Origin of the sequence: Streptomyces sp. NPDC051452 (assembly GCF_044454765.1) — a bacterium.
Taxonomy (GTDB): domain Bacteria; phylum Actinomycetota; class Actinomycetes; order Streptomycetales; family Streptomycetaceae; genus Streptomyces.
Window position 1 is genome coordinate 276,813 of record NZ_JBITEB010000001.1, and the last position, 22,718, is coordinate 299,530.

Annotated in this window: 19 protein-coding genes and 1 riboswitch; of the genes, 8 read left to right on the plus strand and 11 right to left on the minus strand. The window is 74.5% G+C overall.

Annotation, left to right across the window (positions count from 1 at the left end):
• Window positions 1-5: 5 nt before the first annotated feature.
• The 3 genes from ACIBA9_RS01200 to ACIBA9_RS01210 form a co-directional block, all read right to left on the minus strand.
• Window positions 6-1,430 carry an amidase gene (locus ACIBA9_RS01200; RefSeq protein WP_399359278.1) on the minus strand — a complete coding sequence of 475 codons (1,425 nt, stop codon included), beginning with the start codon at window positions 1,428-1,430 and terminating at the stop codon, window positions 6-8.
• Between the two features lie 120 nt (window positions 1,431-1,550).
• Entirely contained in the window at window positions 1,551-2,546 is a 996-nt protein-coding gene (locus tag ACIBA9_RS01205; RefSeq protein WP_399359279.1) for an alpha/beta hydrolase, read from the minus strand.
• Between the two features lie 242 nt (window positions 2,547-2,788).
• A complete protein-coding gene (locus ACIBA9_RS01210) occupies window positions 2,789-3,352 on the minus strand; it encodes an NAD(P)H-dependent oxidoreductase (protein ID WP_393899685.1) in 564 nt (187 codons plus the stop codon).
• Between the two features lie 107 nt (window positions 3,353-3,459).
• Here ACIBA9_RS01210 and ACIBA9_RS01215 point away from each other — a divergent pair, with 107 nt between their 5' ends.
• Window positions 3,460-4,140, plus strand: coding sequence for a helix-turn-helix domain-containing protein (locus ACIBA9_RS01215; protein WP_362151623.1), 681 nt, complete (start codon window positions 3,460-3,462; stop codon window positions 4,138-4,140).
• Between the two features lie 51 nt (window positions 4,141-4,191).
• Here the strand turns inward: ACIBA9_RS01215 and ACIBA9_RS01220 are convergent, their stop codons facing one another.
• A complete protein-coding gene (locus ACIBA9_RS01220; RefSeq protein ID WP_399359280.1) occupies window positions 4,192-5,343 on the minus strand; it encodes an FAD-dependent oxidoreductase in 1,152 nt (383 codons plus the stop codon).
• A gap of 63 nt (window positions 5,344-5,406) precedes the next feature.
• Window positions 5,407-6,069, minus strand: coding sequence for a TetR/AcrR family transcriptional regulator (locus tag ACIBA9_RS01225; protein WP_399359281.1), 663 nt, complete (start codon window positions 6,067-6,069; stop codon window positions 5,407-5,409).
• Between the two features lie 141 nt (window positions 6,070-6,210).
• Here ACIBA9_RS01225 and ACIBA9_RS01230 point away from each other — a divergent pair, with 141 nt between their 5' ends.
• A complete protein-coding gene (locus tag ACIBA9_RS01230; RefSeq protein ID WP_399359282.1) occupies window positions 6,211-7,224 on the plus strand; it encodes a LacI family DNA-binding transcriptional regulator in 1,014 nt (337 codons plus the stop codon).
• 69 nt (window positions 7,225-7,293) lie between these two features.
• On the opposite strand, the gene trxA is transcribed toward ACIBA9_RS01230, so the two are convergent.
• Window positions 7,294-7,674 (minus strand): thioredoxin, encoded by a 381-nt coding sequence (gene trxA / locus ACIBA9_RS01235; protein WP_399359283.1) that lies wholly within the window; start codon window positions 7,672-7,674, stop codon window positions 7,294-7,296.
• Window positions 7,675-7,814: 140 nt separating this feature from the next.
• Here trxA and ACIBA9_RS01240 point away from each other — a divergent pair, with 140 nt between their 5' ends.
• Complete coding sequence (locus ACIBA9_RS01240; RefSeq protein ID WP_399359284.1) at window positions 7,815-9,245, plus strand: dihydrolipoyl dehydrogenase family protein; 1,431 nt, start codon at window positions 7,815-7,817, stop codon at window positions 9,243-9,245.
• A 9-nt stretch (window positions 9,246-9,254) separates the two neighbouring features.
• Here ACIBA9_RS01240 and ACIBA9_RS01245 read toward each other — a convergent pair whose 3' ends face one another.
• A complete protein-coding gene (locus ACIBA9_RS01245; protein WP_399359285.1) occupies window positions 9,255-9,899 on the minus strand; it encodes a peptide deformylase in 645 nt (214 codons plus the stop codon).
• A gap of 772 nt (window positions 9,900-10,671) precedes the next feature.
• Complete coding sequence (locus ACIBA9_RS01250; RefSeq protein WP_399359983.1) at window positions 10,672-11,025, minus strand: tetratricopeptide repeat protein; 354 nt, start codon at window positions 11,023-11,025, stop codon at window positions 10,672-10,674.
• 180 nt (window positions 11,026-11,205) lie between these two features.
• On the opposite strand from ACIBA9_RS01250, the gene cbiE reads away from it, so the two are divergent.
• The 4 genes from cbiE to ACIBA9_RS01270 all read left to right on the plus strand — a co-directional run bounded on the left by cbiE (window position 11,206) and on the right by ACIBA9_RS01270 (window position 15,284).
• Entirely contained in the window at window positions 11,206-12,465 is a 1,260-nt protein-coding gene (cbiE, locus tag ACIBA9_RS01255) for a precorrin-6y C5,15-methyltransferase (decarboxylating) subunit CbiE (RefSeq protein ID WP_399359984.1), read from the plus strand.
• Window positions 12,462-13,211: a precorrin-4 C(11)-methyltransferase gene (gene cobM / locus ACIBA9_RS01260; RefSeq protein ID WP_399359286.1), complete on the plus strand. Its 750-nt coding sequence runs from the start codon at window positions 12,462-12,464 to the stop codon at window positions 13,209-13,211. Before cbiE ends, cobM begins: the two co-directional genes overlap by 4 nt.
• Window positions 13,211-13,984 (plus strand): cobalt-precorrin-6A reductase, encoded by a 774-nt coding sequence (locus tag ACIBA9_RS01265; protein WP_399359287.1) that lies wholly within the window; start codon window positions 13,211-13,213, stop codon window positions 13,982-13,984. The genes cobM and ACIBA9_RS01265 overlap by 1 nt, the downstream gene beginning before the upstream one ends.
• A gap of 127 nt (window positions 13,985-14,111) precedes the next feature.
• Window positions 14,112-15,284: a HoxN/HupN/NixA family nickel/cobalt transporter gene (locus ACIBA9_RS01270; protein ID WP_399359288.1), complete on the plus strand. Its 1,173-nt coding sequence runs from the start codon at window positions 14,112-14,114 to the stop codon at window positions 15,282-15,284.
• A gap of 45 nt (window positions 15,285-15,329) precedes the next feature.
• On the opposite strand, the gene ACIBA9_RS01275 is transcribed toward ACIBA9_RS01270, so the two are convergent.
• From ACIBA9_RS01275 to cobG, 3 genes are read right to left on the minus strand one after another with little or no spacing between them, the layout of a single operon-like run.
• Window positions 15,330-16,817, minus strand: a complete 1,488-nt coding sequence (locus ACIBA9_RS01275) for a precorrin-2 C(20)-methyltransferase (protein ID WP_399359289.1) — start codon at window positions 16,815-16,817, stop codon at window positions 15,330-15,332.
• On the minus strand, window positions 16,814-17,485 hold the full coding sequence (locus tag ACIBA9_RS01280) for a precorrin-8X methylmutase (protein ID WP_393899677.1): 672 nt from the start codon (window positions 17,483-17,485) through the stop codon (window positions 16,814-16,816). The genes ACIBA9_RS01275 and ACIBA9_RS01280 overlap by 4 nt, the downstream gene beginning before the upstream one ends.
• The gene (gene cobG / locus ACIBA9_RS01285) at window positions 17,482-18,765 is read right to left on the minus strand and encodes a precorrin-3B synthase (RefSeq protein ID WP_399359290.1); all 1,284 of its coding nucleotides are present in this window, start codon (window positions 18,763-18,765) and stop codon (window positions 17,482-17,484) included. The genes ACIBA9_RS01280 and cobG overlap by 4 nt, the downstream gene beginning before the upstream one ends.
• A gap of 103 nt (window positions 18,766-18,868) precedes the next feature.
• Window positions 18,869-18,943, plus strand: a riboswitch (cobalamin riboswitch).
• A 110-nt stretch (window positions 18,944-19,053) separates the two neighbouring features.
• On the opposite strand from cobG, the gene cobN reads away from it, so the two are divergent.
• Entirely contained in the window at window positions 19,054-22,680 is a 3,627-nt protein-coding gene (cobN, locus tag ACIBA9_RS01290; protein WP_399359291.1) for a cobaltochelatase subunit CobN, read from the plus strand.
• Window positions 22,681-22,718 lie beyond the last annotated feature (38 nt).

The window sequence follows — 22,718 nt, forward strand, 5'->3', positions numbered from 1 at the left end:
CGCCGTCAGGTGGCCGGTGTGCCGGCCTCCGTCAGCCGCGGCGGCCACCGCTCGTGCCACCGCAGTTCCGCCTCCAACTGGGCGGCGACGGACACCAGCAGGAGTTCGCTGCCGGCGGGGCCGAGCAACTGGGCGCCCACCGGCAGGCCGCCGTCCACGAACCCGGCGGGGACGTTGACGCCCGGCCAGCCCAGCACGTTCCAGGGCCAGGCGTAGGGACACGCGGCGATCATCGCGCGGTCCGTGGCAAACCCGCTCAGCCCCTTCAGGGCGCCGATGCGGGGCGGGGGAGCGGCCGTGGTCGGGGCGAGGATCACGTCGTACGACCGGAAGAACGTGCCGATCCGCCGGTGCAGCACCGCCTCCGCGCGGCGTGCCGCCCTGAGCGGCGGCCCCCCGAGCAGCCGGCCCAGCCGGGCGGCGCCCCGGGTGCGCGGGTCGAGCAGCCTGGGGTCGGGCGCCTCCCGGACCCGCTCGGCGATCCCGGCGGTGGCGCGCGGCAGGAACGTCAGCCCGATCTGGCCGTAGGGCGGGTCTGCCTCCTCGACGTGGTGGCCCAACGCGGCCATCGTCTCGGCGAGTTCGACGACACGCGCGCGTACCTCGGGCCGCAGCCGGGCGGGTACGGCGGTGAACGGCGGCTTCAGCGACAGGGCGACGCGCAGCCGGCCCGGGTCGCGGCCGACCGCGTCGGCCACCGTCAGGGCGGCCGGCCGGTGCGGGTCGCGGTCGTGGTTGCCGCTCGCCGCGTCCAGCAGCAGGGCCGCGTCGGCGACCGTGCGGGCGAGGGTGCCGTTGACTGTGATGCCGTGGAAGGACTCGCCCCGGGGCCAGGTCGAGATGCGGCCGCGCTGTGGCTTGATGCCGATCAGATGGGTCCAGGAGGCCGGGATGCGCACCGAGCCGGCGCCGTCGGAGCCGAGCGCGGCCGGGACCAGTCCGGCGGCCACGGCGGCCGCCGAGCCGCCGGAGGAGCCGCCGGGGGTGTGCTCGGTGTGCCACGGGTTGCGGGTCTCGCCGAACGCCGGGCCCTCGGTGAACGGCCACTGTCCCAGCTCGCAGGTGTTCGTCTTGCCGACGATCACGGCGCCGGCCGCGCGCAGACGCCGTACCGCCTCCCCGTCCGCCGCCGCCGGCGGGAAGACGCCCTGGCAGCCGAAGGCGGTCGGCTCGCCCGCCACGTCCATGTCGTCCTTGACCGCCACCGGCACCCCGAGCAGCGGGCGGCGCCCTCCGGCGGCCAACTCCCGGTCGGCGGCGTCCGCTTCGGCGAGCGCCGCCTCGGCCCGCAGGAGGCGGAAGGTGTTCAGCGTCGGCTGCGTGGCCTCGATCCGGGCGAGGGCCTGCTCGGTCAGCGCGCGTGAGGTCACCTCCCCGTCGGCGAGGGCACGTCGGCTCTCCGCGAGGCCTGCGGCACGGTCGGGCGTCATGGGGTGGGGCACCTCCGGGAGGCTCCGGGCAGGATGTCTACCGAACGGTAACGTCATGTCGGCGGCACGCCTACGGTTTACGCACGGTGTCGCCCCGCCCCCGTCCCCGTCTGAGCGCGGTCACGCTTCGTCGGGCGCGTGGTCCGCCGTCAGTAGTCGCCGCAGCCACGCCACGCGGGCCGCGCGGGCCGCCCGGGACAGGGCCGCCTCGGGGACCAGCGCGTCGAAACCGTGGAAACCGCCAGGCCAGACGTGGAGTTCCGCCGCGCCACCGGCTTGCCAGAGGCGGGAGGCGTAGGCGACCACCTCGTCCCGGAAGGTCTCGGCGGAGCCGACGTCGAGGAAGGCCGGGGGCAGACCGGTCAGGTCGGTGGCGCGCGCCGCGGCCGCGTACGGGGGCACGTCGGGGCCGCCGCGCCGGTCGCCGAGCAGCGCAGTCCAGCCCGTCTCGTTGGCGGTACGGTCCCACGCGCCGAGCCCCGCCATCTGGTGGCCGGAGAAGCTGTCGTTGCGGTCGTCCAGCATCGGGTACATCAGCAGCTGACCGAGCGGCCGCGGGCCCTGCCGGTCCCGGGTGAGGTGGGCGAGCGACGCGGCGAGGCCGCCGCCGGAGCTGGCACCCGCCACGACGATCCGGTCCGGGTCGCCGCCGATCTCCTTCGCGTGCCCGGCGGTCCACAGCAGACCGGCGTACACGTCCTCGATGGGCGCGGGGTAGGGGTGTTCGGGCGCGAGCCGGTACTCCACCGAGACCACGACCGCTCCCAGCTCGCGCGCCCAGCCGAGGGGTTCGGTCACCCCGGCCCGGTTGGTCCCGGTGACCATGCCGCCGCCGTGTACGTAGTAGATCACCGGGAGCGGCGGCGGGGGAGCGGCGGAGGCGGGGCGGCACAACAGCAGGGAGATGTCGGGTGCGCCCTCGGGCCCGGGCACCGCGCGGTCCTCCGTCTCGAAGGCGCCGTCCAGGGTGACGTCCAGCAGCCCGAGCAGTTCCGGGCCGGAGGCCTCCCGGGCGGTGTCCAGGTCGTCCAGGGTGAAGCCGGGCGGGGTCACGTCCTTGACCAGCTCCAGCGCGGCGGCCAGCTCCGGATCGAACGGCGGCGGGACCAAGGGCATGAATTCTCCTCGGAGGACTCGGAGGCTGAGGCGGAGGCTGCTCGCACCGAACCGCCGGAGCGGCGCGACGCGCTCGGCAGTCGCCTACCCCGTCACGGGCCGACCGCGGCGGTGACTCGCGAGGATTCCTCACCGCACCTTCATTGCGGTACCTCCGATGACGCACCGGGGCGCCCCTGGTGACGCCGACGGGGCCGCAGCCGCGAACGGCTCCGGCCCCGTGCGGGCAGAAGAGCTGTGACTCAGGCGGCGACGGCCTCGGTCACATTGCCGTGCAGACGCGCCACGACCTCGGTCAGCTGGGCGGCGACCTCGGCGTCGTCGGCCGGGTGGGTCTCGGCGAACCGGGTCAGGGAGGCGGGGATGGACAGCTTGATGTCCTCGACCACCTTGCCGCCGGCGATGCCCACGGCCTTACGGGTGTCGTCCTGGGCCCACACGCCGCCGTACTGGCCGAAGGCGGTGCCGACCACGGCGGCGGGCTTGCCGCCGAAGGCGCCGGCGCCGTACGGGCGGGACAGCCAGTCGATGGCGTTCTTCAGGACCGCGGGGATGGTGCCGTTGTACTCGGGGGAGAAGAAGAGGAAGGCGTCGGCGGCCTGCGCGGCGGCACGCAGCTTCGCGGCGGCGGCCGGGACGGCGCCCTCGACGTCGATGTCCTCGTTGTAGAACGGGACGTCGGCCAGGCCCTCGAACAGCTCGACCTCGGCACCCTCGGGCGCGAGCTTCACGGCCGCCTCGGCGAGCTGGCGGTTGTGCGAGCCGGCGCGGAGGCTGCCGACGAGCGCGAGGATACGAACGGACATGAGAACTCCAGGAGGCTGAAACAGGCTGAAACATCGCGTCTTGATCCGGACCGGGGTCCGTTTGCTTTCTATCACCCTAAACGGACCGGGGTCCAGTTTTCTTCCCGATGCTTTACGCTGGCTTCATGTCCAGCGCCCTGCCGCCTTTCCCCCAGCCTCAGGAGCCCCTCGAGACCCCACAGTTGCTGGAGGTCGGGGCGGCCGGTGACGAACCGTGCCTGCGCGCCGACGCCGCCCGCAACCGGGCCCGCCTGCTGGAGGCGGCCGCGAGACTGATCGCGGAGCACGGGGTGGCCGGGGTGACGATGGAGGCGGTGGCCGCGGCCGCCCAGGTCGGCAAGGGGACGGTCTTCCGCCGCTTCGGTGACCGCACGGGCCTGCTCATGGCCCTGCTCGACCATTCGGCACGCCGACTGCAGACCGACTTCCTCTGCGGCCCCCCGCCGCTCGGGCCCGGGGCGCCGCCGCTGCAGCGGCTGCGGGCGTTCGGCGTCGCGGTGCTGTACCGCTCGGCGGAACAGCTCGATCTGCAGCTGGCCGCCCAGCCGGAGCCGAACCGTCGCTTCTCCCACCCCGCCGCCGGGGCGCTGCGCACACAGGTCACGATGCTGCTGCGGCAGATCGTGCCGGAGGCCGACTGCGAGCTGCTCTCCCACACGCTGATGGCCTCCCTGGACCCGGCCCTCGTCCACCATCTGACCCGGCAGCGCGGGCTGCCCATGGAGCGGCTGGAGGCCGGCTGGATCGACCTGGTCGCCCGGGTGACCCGCACCGATCCGCCCGGCTGAGGCTCAGGCGACTCGCCCGGCTGAGGCTCAGGCGACCCGCCCGGCTGAGGCTCAGGCGTCCTGGCCGGCGAACAAGTCGAGCAGCCCCTGGGGCGCGTCGGCGCGGAACAGCAGGTCGCCGCTGCGTGCGGACTCCGCCGCCGCCCATTCGGCGCGTGCGAACATGCAGGCCTCGTAGACGCTCAGCGCGGTCTCGGTGTCCGCCGGGTGCGCGGCGAGCGCGAGGCCCAGGTCGGCGCCGTCGGCCAGGGCCAGATTGGCTCCCTCGCCGGCGAACGGCGACATCAGATGGGCCGCGTCCCCGAGCAGGGTGACGCCGGGGACCCGGTCCCAGCGGTGCCCGACCGGCAGGGCGTGGATCAGCCGGGGCACCAGCGGTCCGTCCGCGTCCGCGACCAGCGCCCGCAGGCTCTCGTCCCAGCCGTCGAACTCCTTCAGCACGGCCGCCTTCGCCGTCTCGGTGTCGGTGAAGTCGATGCCGTCCAGCCAGTCCTCCGCCGTCACCACGGCCGCGTACACGTGCAGGACGCCGTCGCCTTCGCGGTGGGCGAGGAAACCGCGTCCCGCGTCGAGCGCGAAGAGCATGCCGCCGCCCACCACCCGCGCGCTCACGGGGTGGCGCGAATCCGCCCGCGCCAGGTCCGCCTCGACGAACGACACACCGGTGTAGGCGGGCCGGGCGCCGGAGACCAGTGGGCGCACGCGGGACCAGGCGCCGTCCGCGCCGACCAGGACGTCCGTGGTGAACGCGGTGCCGTCGGCGAGTGTCACCTCGTGCCGCCCGCCGCCCAGGGGACGTGCCCCGGTCACCTTGGCCCCCCAGCGGACCGTGCCCTCGGGCAGGGAGCCGAGCAGCAGGTCGCGCAGGTCGCCTCGGTCGATCTCCGGGCGCCCGCCCGTGCCGTCGTCGGGCTCGCTCAGCCGGACGGCGCCGTGCCGGTCGAGCACCCGCACGGCCTGGCCGCCGGGATGGACGCGCCGCAGGAACTCCTCGTGCAGACCGGCGGCGCGCAGCGCCCGCTGCCCGGAGTCGTCGTGGATGTCGAGCATGCCGCCCTGTGTCCGGGCGGCCGGCGAGGCGTCCAGCTCGAAGACGGCGGCCGCTATGCCGTGCACGTGCAGGACGCGGGCGAGCGTGAGCCCGCCGAGCCCTCCGCCGACGACGGCGACGGGGTGGTGCGGGAGTGGCGGAGTGACGGTCATGGTGGGGTGGCCTCCTGGCGAGTGGGTCGGCCGGGCGGAGTGCCCGGTCGAGGTCGGACCGGGTCAGTCGGGTACGGCGGTGCGCTCGATGCCGCGGACCAGGGCCCGGAAGGCCCAGGACAGCCGGGCCTCGGGGGTGCCGGACAGCAGGGAGCCGGCGGTCGCGGCGATGTGCGGGTGGGTGTCGGCGGGCGCCTCGCGCAGGGCCCGCTCCAGTGCCTGCCAGTCGCCTGGAGGCGTCTGCCCCGCGTGCTCGGCGGCGGTCGCGGTGGCGTGCTGCAACAGCAGATCGACGCCCCAGGCCGCACGCTCGCGCGGCACCCCGCCCTCCAGCAGCAGGCCCAGCAGCGTGTCGATGAGCCGCAGATAGTTCGGTCCGCTGGGCCGGGCGGTCAGCGCCGAACGGGCCAGGTCGGGGTGGTCCAGCAGCATCCGGGTGCAGGCGATGAGCACCTTCTCCAGCCGCTCCCGCCAGTCGCCCCCGGCCGGGGCGGGGCCGACCGTGCCGAGCAGCTCGTCCAGGACGGCCGCATGGAGCTCGTCGGTGTTGCGGACGTACACGTACAGCGAGGCCGGGCCGGTGTCGAGTTCCTCGGCCAGCCGCCGCATCGTCACCTTGCGCAGCCCCTCGGCGCGCAGGATCGCGACGGCGGCGGCGACGATGCCCTCCCGGCTCAGAGCGGGCTTGGCGGGTCGTTCACGGCGGGAGCGGGGAGCAGCGGTCATGCCACCAAGGTAACGAACATGTTCGCCGCGAACAAGTTCGTGACGAACATGTTCGTCACTCGCCGAAGATCGTCACCGGTCGTCACCGCTCGTCAATGCAAGGCTCCCCCGGCCGCTCCCGGCCCGTGCGCCTCTGCCAGGATGCGTTCTGTCATGGTGCAGATACCGAACACGCCCACGAGTGCCGACGTGGCCCGCCTGGCCGGCGTGTCGCGCGCGACCGTGTCCTACGTCCTCAACAACACCAGCGCCGTACGGATCAGCGAACCGACGCGCCGGCGCGTCCGCGAGGCCGCGCGGGAACTGGGGTACGTCCCCCATGCCGCCGCCCGCAGCCTGCGCGCCGGACACAGCCGTATCGTCCTCATGCCCGCCCCGGCGATCCCGGTGGGCCCGCTCTACAGCAAGTTCCTCAACGAACTCCAGTGGGCGCTGGGGCGGCTCGACTACACCGTCGTGCAGTACGGCAGCGTCGGCCCGCAGGGTGACGAGGCCGCCCGGGCCTGGGCCGAGCTGCGGCCGGTCGCGGTGCTGGTGCCGGGCGCGGGACCGGGCCCGCTGGGGGTGCAGATCCTCAAACGGGCCGGCGCCCGTGCCGTCGTCACCCTGGGCCCCGAGCGAGTCGAGGGCGCACACGCCCTGCTGATGGACCACTCCGCGGTGGGCCACCGCGCGGGTGCCCACCTGTACGAGCGGGGCCGGCGCCGGATCGGTGTCGTGGTGCCCGGGGAAGCGGGGCTCGAGGCCTACTCGCGGCCCCGGCTCGCGGGCGTGCGCCAGGCTCTGCGGGGCACCGACGCGACCGTGACCGAGCTGCCGCTCGACTACACGGAGGAGGCCGCCGCCGCACTGGCCGCCCGCTGGGGCGCGTCGGATCTGGACGCGGTGTTCGCCTACAACGACGAGTACGCGATGCTGCTGATGCGCGCCCTCCAGGACGAGGGCGTGCGGATCCCGGAGGACGTGGCGCTGATCGGCGCCGACGACCTGATGCTGGGCCGGCTGCTGCGGCCCCGGCTCAGCACGGTGCACATCGAGCTGCCCTCGGGCCGCGACCTCGCCGAACTGGTCGACCGGGCGGTCCGCGACCCCGGCGGCGAACCCGAGGCGCACACGGTGCTGGGGGCCCGCGTGATCCAGCGCGACTCCAGCTGACCGAACGGCCGCCGAGGCGGTGGCCTCAAGGCAGCCGCCCCGCGGCCCGGGCCGGCCACCCCCGTCCCGCTACTGCGCCGCCGCGTCGCCCTCGGTGTCCGCGATGCTCTTGCGGACCTCGTCCATGTCCAGCCGGCGGGCCTGGCCGATGATGTCCGCGAGAGCGGCCTCGGGCAGGGCACCCGGCTGGGCGAAGACGGCGACCTTCTCACGCACGATCATCAGCGTCGGGATCGACTGGATCTCGAACGCCGCCGCCAGCTCCGGCTGCGCCTCGGTGTCCACCTTGGCGAAGACCAGGTCGGGGTTGTCCGTGGCGGCCTTCTCGTACACCGGGGCGAACTGCCGGCACGGCCCGCACCAGGACGCCCAGAAGTCGATGAGGACGAAGTCGTTCTCGGTGACGGTCTGGTCGAAGTTCTCCTTGGTCAGCTCCACGGTGCTGCTCATGGCTGATTCCCTCTTCCTGGTGTGGGGGTGTGCCGACGGGCACAACGCGGGCGCCCGGCAGCCTATTCCACCCGTGCACGCCCGTGTTCCGCGCGCGTACCCATGTGGCCCTGGCGCACACCACCCACCAGACTGACCCCATGACGGAAACGGAATCCAACGCGTACGACGTCGTGGTGATCGGGGGCGGACCCGTGGGGGAGAACGTCGCCGACCGCACTCGGGCGGCCGGTCTCACCACCGCGGTCGTGGAGAGCGAACTGCTCGGCGGCGAATGCTCGTACTGGGCCTGCATGCCCAGCAAGGCCCTGCTCAGGCCGGTCATCGTCCAGTCGGACGCGCGCCGCCTGCCCGGCCTCGCCCAGGCGGTCCGAGAGCCCCTCGACACGCCGGCCGTGCTCGCCCGCCGGGACGAGTTCACCTCCCACTGGAAGGACGACGGCCAGGTCGCCTGGCTGGAGGGCATCGGCGTGGACCTCTACCGCGGCCAGGGGCGTCTCGCCGGCCCCCGCACGGTCACGGTCACCGGCCCGGACGGCACGCTCACCACCCTCAGCGCCCGGCAGGCCGTCGTCGTCTCCACCGGCACCCGCGCCCAGCTGCCCGACCTGCCCGGCCTCGCCGAGGTGCGGCCCTGGACCAGCCGGGAGGCGACCAGCGCCAAGGCGGCCCCCGGCCGGCTGATCGTGGTCGGCGGCGGTGTCGTCGCCGCCGAGATGGCCACGGCCTGGCAGGCCCTCGGCTCGCGGGTCACCCTGCTGGTACGCGGCAAGAGCCTGCTGAACCGCATGGAGCCGTTCGCCGGGGAACTGGTCGCCGAGGCGCTCACCAAGGCCGGTGTCGACGTGCGCACCGGCACCTCCGTGGAGTCCGTGACCCGCGAGAACGGCACCGTCGTCGCGGTCACCGGCACCGGTGACCGCGTCGAGGCCGACGAGATCCTCTTCGCCACCGGCCGCGCCCCGCACACCGACGACATCGGCCTGGACACCGTGGGTCTGAAACCCGGGTCCTGGCTGGACGTCGACGACACCCTCCGGGTCACCGGCACCGACTGGCTGTACGCGGTCGGCGACGTCAACCACCGCGCGCTCCTCACCCATCAGGGCAAGTACCAGGCCCGGATCGCCGGTGCCGCCATCGCCGCCCGCGCGGCCGGCAGCCCCCTGCTGGACGAGCCGTGGGACGCGCACGTGGCCACCGCCGACCACCACGCCGTGCCCCAGGTCGTCTTCACCGAGCCCGAGGCCGCCGCGGTCGGTCTCTCCCTTGCGGAGGCGGAGCAGGCGGGGCATCGCGTGCGCGCCGTCGACGTCGAGTTCTCCTCGGTCGCGGGGGCCGGCCTGTACGGCGACGGCTACACCGGCCGCGCCCGGATGGTCGTCGACCTGGAGGACGAGGTGCTGCGCGGCGTCACCTTCGTCGGCCCCGGCGTCGGTGAACTCATCCACTCGGCCACCGTCGCCGTCGTCGGGCGTGTGCCCGTCAGCCGCCTGTGGCACGCCGTCCCGTCGTATCCGACCCTGAGCGAGGTGTGGCTGCGCCTGCTGGAGGCCTACCGCGACAACTGAGGTCCGCTGTCAGGGGAGTTCGAACCCCAGGGCCTGTGCCGCCGCCCGTGGTGTCGGCCCGGCCCACAGCGCCGCCACCGCCTCGTTGGTCGACAGCGAGCGCAGTTCCGCGCGGTCCAGGTAGAGGGTGCCGTCGAGGTGGTCGGTCTCGTGCTGCACGATACGGGCCGGCCAGCCGGTGAACACCTCGTCCAGCGCGTTGCCCCGCTCGTCCTCGCCGCGCAGCCGCACCTCGGCGTGCCGGGCCACCACGGCCTGCCAGCCCGGCACGCTGAGGCAGCCCTCGAAGAAGGCGGCACGGGCGGTGCCGACCGGCTCGTACACCGGGTTGACCAGGACGCGGAAGGGCTGCGGGACGCGGCCCCGGGCCACCGCCACCTCCTCGGGCACCGGCGCCGGGTCCTCGATGACGGCGATCCGCAGCGGCACCCCGACCTGTGGAGCGGCGAGGCCCACGCCCGGGGCGGCGTGCATGGTGGCGCGCAGGGCCTGGGTGAAGCGGTCCAGCAGCGCCGGCCCGAGCTGGCCGTCGTACGGCTCGGTGCCTTGCCGCAGCACCGGCTGTCCGGCGGCGACGATGGGCAGGGGGCCGCCGGCGGCGAGGAGTTCCTCGACCCGCTCGGCGAGCGGCGCGTGATCACGGGGAGGTGCCATCGCGTCAGAATGCCATGCCCGAGCCGCTCGCGGGCACGCTCGGGACGGCGACGGCGACCTCGGGAAGGAGCGCTGTCCGGCACGGCCGCGTGCGTGGCGGCACGCGGCCGTGCCGGACCGCGGGGCGTGCGTGCCGCCGCCCAGCGGCGAGCGCCCCGGGGCGGCGCGGGAAGACGGCCCGGGCCCGGCGGCGTGGCCGGGGCGAACCGGAGGGCCAGGTCCTCGGCGCGCCGCGCGACGCGGACGGCCCGGTCACCGCCGCCTGGGTGCCCCTGGGTGCGGCAGCACCTCGGCGCCGACCACGCCCAGACCACGGTGGTCACCATCCCGGCCCGGCCGCTCGCCAAGGGACATCGTCTCCCGTGAATGGCACGGCCGTTGTCTCCGGTGGACGCCACCGGCCGACAAGTCCCGGGCCGCCCCGCGCATGCGCCACCTGCGGCGAACTGAGCGCACCCGGGGGAGTTCGCCTTCCTGCGACGCGTCCTGCCGCCGGCGTCCCGGCCCGGTGCGGCACCCTGCCCGGCCCTGCTCATGGTGGTCGGCACCGCCCGGCTGCCCGGCCTCCCGCTGCCGACGGCTGGTCCGACCCGCGGGTGCGGGTCGGACCAGCCGTACGGCGAGGTGGCGGCCCGCCATTCCGGCGCTCGCGGCGGTCGGGAGCCCGTTGCGCCCGCCCCCTGGGCGGCTCCGGCAAGGGTCGCGCCCCTCTCGCCGTGACGGCCCGCGGGGAGTGGGTGGCGGCCCCCGTAGGAGAAAGGGGGCGGTTGCCTCACTCCTGCGGGAAGTCACCCGCGAGGGCCGAGGCCACTCGCAGATGTCGCCGTGCCTCCTCGTGCCGGGCCTGCCGCTGGAGTGTGCGCCCCAGCATCAGCCGGGCGTAGTGCTCCACCGGGTCGCGCTCCACGATGGTCCGCAACTCGGTCTCGGCGCGGCGCAGTTGGGCCGAGTGGTAGTAGGCGCGGGCCAGCAGCAGCCGGGGACCGGTCTGCTCCGGCACCTCCTCGACCAGCCCGGCCAGCACCCGCGCGGCGCCCGCGTAGTCCTTCGCGTCGAAGAACCGCCGCGCGCGCTCCCAGCGCTCGGCCGGTGTGCCGTGGTCGTAGTACGTGGTCGTCCCTTGCATCTCCACTGGTGACCTCCTTCGGCGTCCCCAACCGAACGTGTTTGTTCAATATTCCACTACCTCTGCGTACGGGGCGCTGTCATAAGATCGTCCGGGGTCGCACCCGGGCACACGAGTGCGGAGGCGTGCCCAGTAGAGTGCGCCCCTGACGCCCCCCGAAGCCCGAGGTAGCCCGCAGTGATCGCCGCCCGACCAGGCCCGCCCTCCGCCGTCACCGTCGTCGGCATCGGAGCCGACGGCTGGCAGGGCGTCTCCGACGCCGCCCGCACAGCCCTCAGCGACGCCGAGGTGCTCATCGGCGGGCGCCGCCAGCTGGACCTGCTGCCGCCTCTCTGCGCCGGCGAGCGGATCGTCTGGCCGTCGCCGCTGCGCCCCGCCGTCCCCCGTCTGCTCGCCGAGCACGCCGGCCGCCGGATCGCCGTACTGGCCAGCGGTGACCCGATGTTCTACGGCATCGGACGCGCCCTCGCCGAGGAAGCCGCCGCGCCGCACGTCCTGCCGCACCCGTCGTCCGTGTCCTACGCCACCGCTCGTCTCGGCTGGCCGCTGGAGGACGTGGAGGTCGTCACCCTCGTCGGCCGTCCCACCGCCCGTCTCGCCGCCGCCCTGCACCACGGCCGCCGCCTGCTCGTGCTCAGCGCCGACGCCGGCACCCCCGGCGAGGTGGCCGCCCTGCTGCGCGACCGCGGTTTCGGACCCAGCCGGATACGGGTCCTGGAACAGCTCGGCGGCGCGCGGGAACGGACGACCGCCGAGACCACCGCCGACGACTGGGCGCACGGGGACCCGCCCGGCGATCCGCTGAACATCGTGGCCGTGGAATGCCGCCGGGCCGCCGGCGCGCTGCGGCTCGGCGCCGTGCCGGGCCTGCCCGACGCGGCGTACGAGCACGACGGCCAGCTCACCAAGCGGCACATCCGCGCCGCCACGCTGGGCGCGCTCGCACCGGCCCCGGGAGAACTACTCTGGGACATCGGCGGGGGGTCGGGATCGATCGCCGTCGAGTGGCTGCGCACCCACCCCTCCTGCCGGGCGGTCACCGTCGAACGCGACCAGGCCCGCGCCGAGCGCATCGCGCGCAACGCCGACCGGCTGGGGGTGCCCGGGCTGCGGATCGTCACCGGCGCCGCGCCCGCCGCCCTGACCCAACTCCCGCCGCCCGACGCCGTGTTCATCGGGGGCGGGCTCACCGCGCCCGGCCTCCTCGACGCCTGCTGGGACGCGCTGCCACCCGGCGGCCGGCTGGTCGCCAACACCGTGACGCTGGAGAGCGAGGCGCTGCTCGCCGGCGCCCATCGCCGTCACGGCGGTGAACTGGTGCGGCTCGCGGTGGCGCACGCCGTTCCCGTGGGCGGCTTCACCGGCTGGCGACAGGCCATGCCGGTGACCCAGTGGTCCGCACAGAAGTCCCCCGATCCCGCGTCAGGAGCAGCCAGGTGACCGTGTACTTCATCGGCGCCGGACCCGGTGCCGCCGACCTGATCACGGTACGCGGCGCGCGGACGCTCGCCGCCTGCCGGGTCTGCCTGTACGCGGGCAGCCTCGTGCCCCGGGAACTGCTCGCCGAATGCCCGCCCGGCGCACGGCTGGTGGACACCGCCTCGCTGAACCTCGACCAGATCACCGCCGAGCTGGTCCGGGCCCACGAGGAGGGCCACGACGTGGCCCGGCTGCACTCGGGCGACCCGGCCGTGTTCAGCGCGGTCGCCGAGCAGATGCGACGGCTGGACGCCGCAGGGGTGCCCTACGAGGTCGTCCCCGGTGTCCCCGCCTTCGCCGCCGCGGCCGCCGCGCTCAAGCGCGAGCTGACCGTGCCGACCGTCGGCCAGAGCGTCATCCTCACCCGGGTCGCCCAGCGCGCCACCGCCATGCCCGAGGGCGAGGACCTGGCCACCCTCGGCCGCAGCGGCGCGCTGATCGTGCTGCACCTGGCGGCCGGGTACGTGGACCGGGTGGTCGGCGAACTCCTGCCGCACTACGGGGCCGACTGCCCCGCCGCGGTCGTCGCCTACGCCTCCCGTCCCGACGAGCTGATCATCCGGGGCACCCTTCAGGAGATCGCCGGGAAGACGAAGGAGGCGGGCGTGGTGCGCACCGCCGTGATCTTGGTGGGGCGGACGCTGGGAGCCGAGCAGTTCCCCGACAGCCACCTCTACTCGCCCGAGCGCGAGCGGCACTCCTGCTGATGCGGCGACCGCCGTCGGCCCCCGCGCACGTACTGATCCTCGGCGGCACCACGGAGGCCCGCCGACTGGCCGAACTGCTGCACGGCACCCCCTCGATCACGGCCACCAGTTCCCTCGCCGGCCGGGTCGCCAGTCCCCGGCTGCCCCCGGGCGAGACGCGCGTCGGCGGCTTCGGCGGCGCCGAGGGACTGGCAGCGTGGCTGCGTGCGCACGCCGTCGACGCGGTCGTCGACGCCACCCATCCCTTCGCCGAACGGATCAGCTTCAACGCGGCACGGGCCGCCGCCGCCACCGGGATCCCCCTGCTCGCCCTGCGCCGGCCCGGCTGGATGCCCGTCGAAGGGGACCGGTGGCTCGAGGCGGGTTCGCTCGAGGAGGCGGCGCGGCTGTTGCCCGCGCTGGGCCGGCGGGTGTTCCTGACCACCGGGCGCATGGGCCTGTCCGCCTTCGCGGACCTGGACGAGCTGTCGTTCCTGGTGCGGTCCGTGGACGCGCCCGAGCCCCCGCACCCGCCGCGCATGACGGTGCTGCTCGACCGCGGCCCCTTCACCCTCGACGCCGAACGCGAGCTGCTGCGGCACCACCGCGTCGACGTCGTCGTGACCAAGGACAGCGGCGGGACGGCCACCGCGCCGAAACTGACGGCCGCCCGCGAGGCCGGGCTCCCCGTCGTCGTCGTCCGCAGGCCACCGGTCCCCGAGGGGATGGCCGTCGTATCCGGCCCGCGGGACGCGCTGCGGTGGCTGCTTGAGCGCCTCGAGCCGGGGCCGTAGCCGGGCGGCCCGTTGACCGAAACCTGGCAGGGGCTTTACTGCACCCGTATTCTAGTTGCGAGAAGGTCGCAGGAACCTGGGAGTCGCGGCCGAAAACGGCCGCTCGCCGAGAAGTAAGGGCCGCCCCATGGCCACCGCCGCCGATTCCACGTCCGCGCGGCCGCCCGCGCCGGCCGCCCGCCGCGGCACCTCCTGGCATCGCGTCCGCACCTCGATGACCCGCACGGAGTGGGCCGGTGTCGGCGGCATGGCCGCCTTCATCCTGGCGCTGCACGTCATCGGCTGGTTCACCCTGGTGGCGATCGTCGCGCCCCACCACTACAGCCTCGGGACGAAGACCTTCGGCATGGGCGTCGGTGTCACCGCGTATACGCTCGGCATGCGGCACGCCTTCGACGCCGACCACATCGCGGCGATCGACAACACCACGCGCAAACTGATGAACGAGGACCGGCGCCCGCTGTCGGTCGGCTTCTGGTTCTCCCTCGGGCACTCCTCGATCGTCTTCGTCCTCTCCCTCCTGCTCTCCCTGGGCATGAAGGCGCTGGCCGGCCCGGTGGAGAACGACGGCTCCCGGCTGCACGACGTCACCGGCTGGATCGGCACGACCGTCTCCGGGACCTTCCTCTACGTCATCGCCCTCATCAACCTGCTGATCATGCCGGGGATCTGGAGGGTCTTCCGCACGATGCGCTCCGGCCACTTCGACGAGGCCGCCCTGGAACGACATCTCGACAACCGCGGTTTCCTGAACCGCTTCCTGGGACGACTGACGAAGTCGATCACCAAGCCGTGGCAGATGTACCCGCTGGGCGCCCTGTTCGGCCTCGGTTTCGACACGGCGACCGAGATCGCGCTGCTGGTCCTCGCCGGCTCCGGCGCCGCCTCCGGGCTGCCCTGGTACGCCATCCTGTGCCTGCCCGTGCTGTTCGCCGCGGGCATGGCCCTGCTGGACACCATCGACGGCTCGTTCATGAACTTCGCCTACGGCTGGGCGTTCTCCAAGCCGGTCCGCAAGGTCTACTACAACCTCACCGTCACCGGTCTGTCCGTCGCCGTCGCCCTGATCATCGGCACCGTCGAACTCCTCGGCCTGGTCGCCGACAAGGCGGGGCTGCACGGGGCGTTCTGGGACTGGATCTCCGGCCTGGACCTCAACGTCGTCGGGTACGTCATCGTCGGTCTGTTCCTCGCCACCTGGGCCGTCGCCCTGATGGTGTGGAAGGTGGGCCGCATCGAGGAGAAGTGGACCACCCCGCCGGCCCGGCCGGTCACCGCCGTCGCCGAGCACCCCGAATAGCGCCGGTGGCGGCGCCGCCCCCGTGGCGCGGCGCCGCCCCCCTTCTCACGCCTCCGGATACCGGCGCGGGGTCCAGACGATCTCCTCGCCGTCGCCCCGCCGCACCACCCGGGTCTGCGAGGAACCGACCAGCAGGATCGTGCGCATGTCGACCTCGGCCGGATCCAGCTCGCCCAGCCGCACGATCCGGACGCGCTCGTCCGGACCGCCCACGTCCCGCGCGACCACCACCGGCGTCCCCGGCGCCCGGAACTCCAGCAGCACATCCCGGGCCTTGCCCACCTGCCAGGTACGGCTGCGGGAACCGGGGTTGTACAGGGCCAGCACCAGATCGGCCGAGGCCGCCGCCCGCAGCCGCTCCGCGATGACCTCCCACGGCTTGAGCCGGTCGGACAGGGAGAGCGTGGCGTAGTCGTGCCCGAGCGGGGCGCCCGCGCGCGCGGCGGCGGCGTTCGCCGCGGTCACGCCCGGCAGCACCCGCACCGGCACGTCCAGGTACGGCGGCCGGGAAGCCGCCTCCAGCACGGCGGTGGCCATCGCGAAGACCCCCGGGTCGCCGCCGGAGACCACGGCCACCCGCCGTCCCCGCCCGGCCAGCCGCAGCGCGAACTCGGCGCGCTCGGCCTCCACCCGGTTGTCCGAGCCGTGCCGCAGCTGCCCCGGCCGCTCGGGGACCCGGTCGAGGTAGGTCGTGTAACCGACGAGGTCGTCGGCGGCGGCCAGCGCACCGCGCGTCTCGGGCGTCAGCCACAGCGGCCCCGCCGGACCGGTACCGACCACGACCACCTCGCCCGACTCCCGCGCCGGCGGCTCGGCGTCCACCTGGCTGGGCAGGACGGCCACCGCGAAGTACGGCACCGACTGCGCGTCCACGTCCGCCAGTTCGGCGACCCGCTCCCCACTCATGGTGGCCCGCTCCACATAGCGGGCCTCGGCCAGCCGCCCGGAACCGGCCAACGCGCGCCGCACCTTGGGGAAGGTGCGGCCGAGCTTCATCACCACCGCGGCGTCCGTCGACGCCAGCCGCGCGGTCAGCTCCTCCTCGGGCAGCGTGCCCGGCAGGATGGTCAGCACCTCCTCGCCCTCGGCGAGGGGCGTGCCCAGCCGGGCCGCCGCGGCCGACACGGACGTGACACCGGGGACGACCTCGGTGTCGTACCGGTCGGCCAGCCGCTTGTGCATGTGCATGTAGGAGCCGTAGAAGAGCGGGTCGCCCTCGGCGAGCACCGCCACCGTCCGGCCGGCGTCGAGATGTGCCGCCAGCCTCGCGGCCGCCTCGGTGTAGAACTCCTCCATGGCACCCCGGTAACCGCCGGGGTGATCGGTCGTCTCCGTCGTGACCGGGTAGACCAGAGGTTCCTCGATGTGGTCGGCGCGCAGATGCCCCGCCGCGATCGAACGGGCGATGGACCGCCCGTGCCGGGCACTGTGGTAGGCGACCACGTCCGCCTCGGCGATCACCTCCACCGCCCGTACGGTCATCAGGGCAGGGTCGCCGGGGCCGAGCCCCACGCCGTACAGCTTGCCGCTCACTCTTCCTCGCTCGCTATCGCGTTGAGCGCGGCGGCCGCGATGGCGCTGCCACCGCGACGGCCGCGCACCACCAGGTGCTCCAGGCCCGAGGGATGCGCGGCCAGCGCGTCCTTGGACTCCGCGGCGCCGATGAAACCTACCGGCACACCGATGACGGCCGCGGGCCGCGGAGCGCCCTCCTCGACCATCTCCAGCAGACGGAACAAGGCGGTGGGCGCGTTGCCGACGGCGACGACCGCGCCCTGGAGCCGGTCGCGCCACAGCTCCAGCGCCGCGGCACTGCGTGTGGTGCCCATCCGGGCGGCCAACTCCGGTACGGCCGGGTCGGACAGCGTGCACAGCACCTCATTGCCGGCGGGCAGCCGCTTACGGGTCACGCCACTGGCCACCATCTGCACATCGCAGAGGATCGGTGCCCCCGCGCGCAGGGCTTCCCGGGCCCGGGCCACCACCCCGGGCGTGTAGGACAGGTCCCGGACGAGATCGACCATCCCGCAGGCGTGGATCATGCGGACCGCTACCTGGCTGACGTCGGCGGGCAGTCCGGCGAGGTCCGCTTCCGCGCGGATGGTGGCGAAGGACTGGCGGTATATGGCCGCCCCGTCCTTCTCGTAGACGTGGGTGGTCACGGTGCTCTTCTCACTGCTCTCGGTCGACTTGCGGCTCATGTGGTGATCGCCGCCAGGGCGGCAGGTATCTGCGCGGCATCCCCCGCCGGAACGGTACGCGAGCACCGGCCCGCCGCGGTGAGCGACAGCCGGTAACCGCCCTCCGGTGCCGCGACCACGTCGACGTGGTCGCCCCGCGGATGCCCGCAGCGGCGTTCGCATCCGGACCAGTACAGGGGAAACTCCGAATCGTCGGCCGCCGCCAGTGCCCGGGCCGCGTCCCGGCGCACGTCGGCACGTGACTTGGCACACCCGGGCCGGCCGATGCACGCGCCCACGCGCAGCCAGGGGGAGGCGGGGTCGGCGACGAGCCCGGCCGCCTCCAGCCGGGCGAGCGAGTCGGCGGCCCGCGCCGCGGTCGTGCCCGGGACCGGTACCACGACGCCGCGCCAGGGTGTCAGCCGCAGCTCGGTGACGGCCACCGAGGTCAGCTCCTCCCACTGGCGGGCCGTGAGCCGCCCCAGCGGGACGTGCAGCGACAGGGCTTCCCCGACGACGCCCGGGGGAGGACCGGCGACGGTGCCGGCCGGCTCGGCGCCTTCCTCGTGGGCGATCCCCACGGCCGTCAGCCGGCGTCGGACCAGATGTGCCAACTCGTCTTCGGTGAGGGCGAGTTCGTTCACTCGCCAGGCGCGTGGGCCGTGCGACCGGGCCGCGTCCAGGAACGCCTCGGCAGCCGCCAGCGCGGCCCGGGGCGCCTGAGCGGCGGCCACCCGCACCGACCCGGGCGCGAGCCACGCGCTGTCGGCCCCGGTGGCCCGCACGGTGACGTCGGCGCCCAGCCCGGACACGTCACCCCGCCCGTCGTCCACGGCGAACAGGAACCGCCCGGACAGTTCCCTCGCGGCCCCGCTCGCGCACAGCGCGGCGTCCAGGGCCGTCAGCCACGGCCGCACGTCCCGCACGCCCTCCCCGTCGAGCCCGGACAGCGGCGAGGCGACGATGTTGCGCACCCGCTCGTGCTCCCGCGAGGGAAGCAGACCGGCCGCGTCCAGCAGCCGCGCCAACAGCGCCCCGCACCCGTCCCGCAGCCCGCGCAGCTGCACGTTGCCGCGTGACGTCAGATGCAGGTCGCCGTCGCCCAGCTCTCGGGCCGCCTCGGCCAGGGCACGCGCCTGGCCCGTGGTCAGCACGCCGCCGGGCAACCGGACGCGGGCCAACGCCCCGTCGTCCGCCGCGTGCAGACGCAGCGTCCCCGGGCATGCGTCCCCGCGGGCCCGCGAGAGGGCCGTGGCCTGGGACGACGAGTGGGATGCGGCCATGGACATGGCGGTGAGCATACCGACGACCGGGGCCCCTGCCAGCCCCGCGGTCCCCCCACGGCCCCTTACTATGCTCCCCAGTGGATCAACCGGTCCACGAACCGCCACGACGGCGACAGGGGAGGAAGCCGGTGCGATCCCGGCGCGGTCCCGCCACTGTGAACCCGCCCCCCGGGGCCGGGTGAGCCAGGAACTCCCTTCCTCGACCCTCGGGTTCGCCCTCCCCGCCCGGGAGGCGCCCCGAGCGCGCAGGAGACCCATCCGACACCGCCCGGGGCGCGGACCCCGAGGAAGGCCAGGCGCCGCATGTCCAGCCCGTCCGGCGAGCGAGCCCCGCACGCCAGCGAGATCCTGCTCCTGTCGACATCCGACACCGACCTGCTCAGCGCCCGAGCGGCCGGCGGCCCGGTCGCCTACCGCTTCGCCAACCCCGCCCGCCTCGACCTCGACGAGCTGCCGGCCCTCCTCGACGGCGTGGGCCTGGTCGTCGTACGCCTCCTCGGCGGAATCAGGGCCTGGCAGGAAGGCCTCGACCTGCTCCTCGCCGAGGGGCGCCCGGTCATCGTCCTGACCGGCGAACAGGCCCCCGACGCCCAGCTGATGGCCGCCTCCACCGTCCCCGTCGGCATCGCCGCCGAGGCCCACGCCTACCTCGCGCACGGCGGCCCCGCCAACCTGGAACACCTCGCCCGGTTCCTCTCGGACACCGTGCTGCTCACCGGCCACGGATTCGACGCGCCCGCCCCCGCCCCCACCTGGGGTCCGCTGGAGCGCCGGCCCCGGCCCGCCGAGGGCCCGACCGTCGCCGTGCTCTACTACCGCGCCCACCACATGAGCGGCAACACGGCCTTCGTGCACGCCCTGTGCGACGCCGTGGAGGACGCGGGCGCCAGCCCGCTGCCCCTGTACGTCGCCTCCCTGCGCGCCCCCGAGCCGGAGCTGATCGACACCCTCCGCGCCGCCGATGTGATCGTCACCACCGTGCTGGCCGCCGGCGGCACCCGGCCCGCCGAGGCATCGGCCGGCGGCGACGACGAGTCCTGGGACGCGGGCGCGCTCACCGCCCTCGACATACCGATCCTCCAGGCCCTGTGCCTGACCGGTTCGCGCTCCTCCTGGGAGGAGAACGACGAGGGCGTCTCCCCGCTCGACGCGGCCAGCCAGATCGCCGTCCCCGAATTCGACGGCCGCCTGATCACCGTGCCCTTCTCCTTCAAGGAGATCGACGCCGACGGCCTGCCCGCCTACGTCGCCGACCCCGAGCGCGCGGCCCGCGTCGCCGGAATCGCCGTACGCCACGCCCGGCTCCGGCACATCCCGGCCGCCGACAAGCGGCTCGCGCTCGTCCTGTCCGCCTACCCGACCAAGCACTCCCGCATCGGCAACGCGGTCGGACTGGACACCCCCGCCAGCGCCGTCGCCCTGCTGCGCCGGCTGCGCGCCGAGGGCTACGACCTCGGGACGAGCGAACTGCCCGGGCTGGCCTCCGGCGACGGCGACGAGCTGATCCGCGCGCTCATCGAGGCCGGCGGACACGACCAGGACTGGCTGACCGAGGAACAGCTCGCCCGCAACCCGGTCCGCGTCCGGGCCGCGGACTACCGTCGCTGGTACGCCACCCTCCCCGAGACGCTGCGCACCGCGGTGGAGGAGCACTGGGGGCCGCCGCCCGGCGAGATGTTCGTCGACCGCAGCCGCGACGAGGACGGCGACATCGTCCTCGCGGCCCTGCGCTTCGGCAACCTGCTCGTCCTCATCCAGCCCCCGCGCGGCTTCGGCGAGAACCCGATCGCCATCTACCACGACCCCGACCTGCCGCCCTCGCACCACTATCTGGCCGCCTACCGCTGGATCGCCGCCGCGCGGGACGAGGGCGGGTTCGGCGCGGACGCGATGATCCACCTCGGCAAGCACGGCAACCTGGAGTGGCTGCCCGGCAAGAACGCCGGACTGTCGGCCGCCTGCGGCCCCGACGCCGCCCTCGGCGACCTCCCGCTGATCTACCCCTTCCTGGTCAACGACCCCGGCGAGGGCACCCAGGCCAAGCGCCGCGTCCACGCCACCCTCGTCGACCACCTCGTCCCGCCGATGGCCCGCGCCGACTCCTACGGCGACATCGCGCGCCTGGAACAACTCCTCGACGAGTACGCCCAGATCTCCGCCATGGACCCGGCGAAACTGCCCGCCATCCGCGCCCAGATCTGGACCCTGATCCAGGCCGCCCGCCTCGACCACGACCTCGGCCTCGACGACCGCCCCGACGACGACGGCTTCGACGACTTCCTGCTGCACGTCGACGGCTGGCTGTGCGAGGTCAAGGACGCCCAGATCCGCGACGGCCTGCACGTCCTCGGCAACCCGCCCACCGGAGAGGACCGCGTCAACCTCGTCCTCGCCATCCTCCGCGCCCGCCAGATCTGGGGCGGCGCCCAGTCCCTGCCCGGCCTGCGCGAGGCCCTCGGACTCGACGAATCGGCCGCGACCCGCACGACGGCCGACGCGGCGGAGGAGAAGGCCCGCGCCCTGGTGCGGGCGATGGAGGACGCGGGCTGGGACCCCGCCGCCGTCCCCACCGAACACGGCGCACAGGTCGCCGCCGTCCTTGAGTTCGCCGCCCGCGAGGTCGTCCCCCGGCTGGCCGCGACCACCGCCGAACTCGACCACATCGTGCACGCCCTGGACGGCGGCTTCGTCCCGGCCGGCCCCTCCGGCTCCCCGCTGCGCGGACTGGTCAACGTCCTGCCGACCGGCCGCAACTTCTACTCCGTCGACCCCAAGGCCGTACCCTCCCGCCTCGCCTGGGAGACCGGCCAGGCTCTCGCCGACTCCCTCCTGGAGCGCTACCGCGCCGACAACGGCGACTGGCCCACCTCCGTCGGGCTGTCCCTGTGGGGGACCAGCGCCATGCGCACCGCCGGCGACGACGTGGCCGAGGCCCTCGCCCTGCTCGGCGTCCGCCCGGTCTGGGACGACGCCTCCCGCCGGGTGACCGGCCTCGAGCCCATCCCGCACGAGGAGCTGGGCCGCCCCCGCGTCGACGTCACCCTGCGCATCTCCGGGTTCTTCCGCGACGCCTTCCCGCACACCATCGGCCTGCTGGACGACGCCGTGCGCCTGGCGGCCTCGCTGGACGAGCCGGCCGAGCTCAACCACGTCCGCACCCACGTCCAGGCGGACCTGGCCGCCCACGGCGACGAACGCCGGGCCACCACCCGTATCTTCGGCTCCCGCCCCGGCACCTACGGCGCCGGCATCCTCCAGCTCATCGACTCCCGCGACTGGCGCACCGACGCCGACCTCGCCGAGGTCTACACCGTCTGGGGCGGCTACGCCTACGGCCGCGAACTCGACGGCCGCCCGGCCCGCGAGGAGATGGAGACGGCGTACCGGCGTATCGCGGTGGCGGCGAAGAACACCGACACCCGCGAACACGACATCGCCGACTCCGACGACTACTTCCAGTACCACGGCGGCATGGTCGCCACCGTCCGCGCCCTGCGCGGCACCGCGCCCGAGGCGTACATCGGCGACTCCACCCGCCCCGAGACGGTCCGCACGCGCACCCTCGTCGAGGAGACCTCGCGCGTCTTCCGCGCCCGCGTCGTCAACCCCCGGTGGATCGAGGCGATGCGCCGCCACGGCTACAAGGGCGCCTTCGAACTCGCGGCCACGGTGGACTACCTGTTCGGCTACGACGCCACCACCGGCGTGGTCGCCGACTGGATGTACGACAAGCTCACCGAGGCCTACGTCCTCGACCCGGCCAACCGCGAGTTCCTCCAGCAGGCCAACCCCTGGGCCCTGCACGGCATCGCCGAACGGCTGCTGGAGGCGGAGTCCCGGGGGATGTGGGAGAAGCCGGATCCGGCGGTGCTGGCCGAGCTGCGCCAGGTGTACCTGGAGACGGAGGGCGACCTGGAGGACGAGCGGTGACCGCGTACCGGAGGTGACCCGCCCCCTCCGGGACAGAC

Coding starts and splice junctions, on each gene's coding strand:
- trxA (WP_399359283.1), bottom strand. CDS start 7,674: ATGAGCAGCACCGTGGAGCTGACCAAGGAGAACTTCGACCAGACCGTC.
- ACIBA9_RS01205 (WP_399359279.1), bottom strand. CDS start 2,546: ATGCCCTTGGTCCCGCCGCCGTTCGATCCGGAGCTGGCCGCCGCGCTG.
- ACIBA9_RS01215 (WP_362151623.1), top strand. CDS start 3,460: ATGCTTTACGCTGGCTTCATGTCCAGCGCCCTGCCGCCTTTCCCCCAG.
- ACIBA9_RS01240 (WP_399359284.1), top strand. CDS start 7,815: ATGACGGAAACGGAATCCAACGCGTACGACGTCGTGGTGATCGGGGGC.
- ACIBA9_RS01210 (WP_393899685.1), bottom strand. CDS start 3,352: ATGTCCGTTCGTATCCTCGCGCTCGTCGGCAGCCTCCGCGCCGGCTCG.
- ACIBA9_RS01250 (WP_399359983.1), bottom strand. CDS start 11,025: ATGCAAGGGACGACCACGTACTACGACCACGGCACACCGGCCGAGCGC.
- ACIBA9_RS01270 (WP_399359288.1), top strand. CDS start 14,112: ATGGCCACCGCCGCCGATTCCACGTCCGCGCGGCCGCCCGCGCCGGCC.
- cobG (WP_399359290.1), bottom strand. CDS start 18,765: ATGCTCACCGCCATGTCCATGGCCGCATCCCACTCGTCGTCCCAGGCC.
- ACIBA9_RS01230 (WP_399359282.1), top strand. CDS start 6,211: ATGCGTTCTGTCATGGTGCAGATACCGAACACGCCCACGAGTGCCGAC.
- ACIBA9_RS01265 (WP_399359287.1), top strand. CDS start 13,211: ATGCGGCGACCGCCGTCGGCCCCCGCGCACGTACTGATCCTCGGCGGC.
- ACIBA9_RS01280 (WP_393899677.1), bottom strand. CDS start 17,485: ATGAGCCGCAAGTCGACCGAGAGCAGTGAGAAGAGCACCGTGACCACC.
- ACIBA9_RS01220 (WP_399359280.1), bottom strand. CDS start 5,343: ATGACCGTCACTCCGCCACTCCCGCACCACCCCGTCGCCGTCGTCGGC.
- ACIBA9_RS01225 (WP_399359281.1), bottom strand. CDS start 6,069: ATGACCGCTGCTCCCCGCTCCCGCCGTGAACGACCCGCCAAGCCCGCT.
- ACIBA9_RS01200 (WP_399359278.1), bottom strand. CDS start 1,430: ATGACGCCCGACCGTGCCGCAGGCCTCGCGGAGAGCCGACGTGCCCTC.
- cobN (WP_399359291.1), top strand. CDS start 19,054: ATGTCCAGCCCGTCCGGCGAGCGAGCCCCGCACGCCAGCGAGATCCTG.
- ACIBA9_RS01245 (WP_399359285.1), bottom strand. CDS start 9,899: ATGGCACCTCCCCGTGATCACGCGCCGCTCGCCGAGCGGGTCGAGGAA.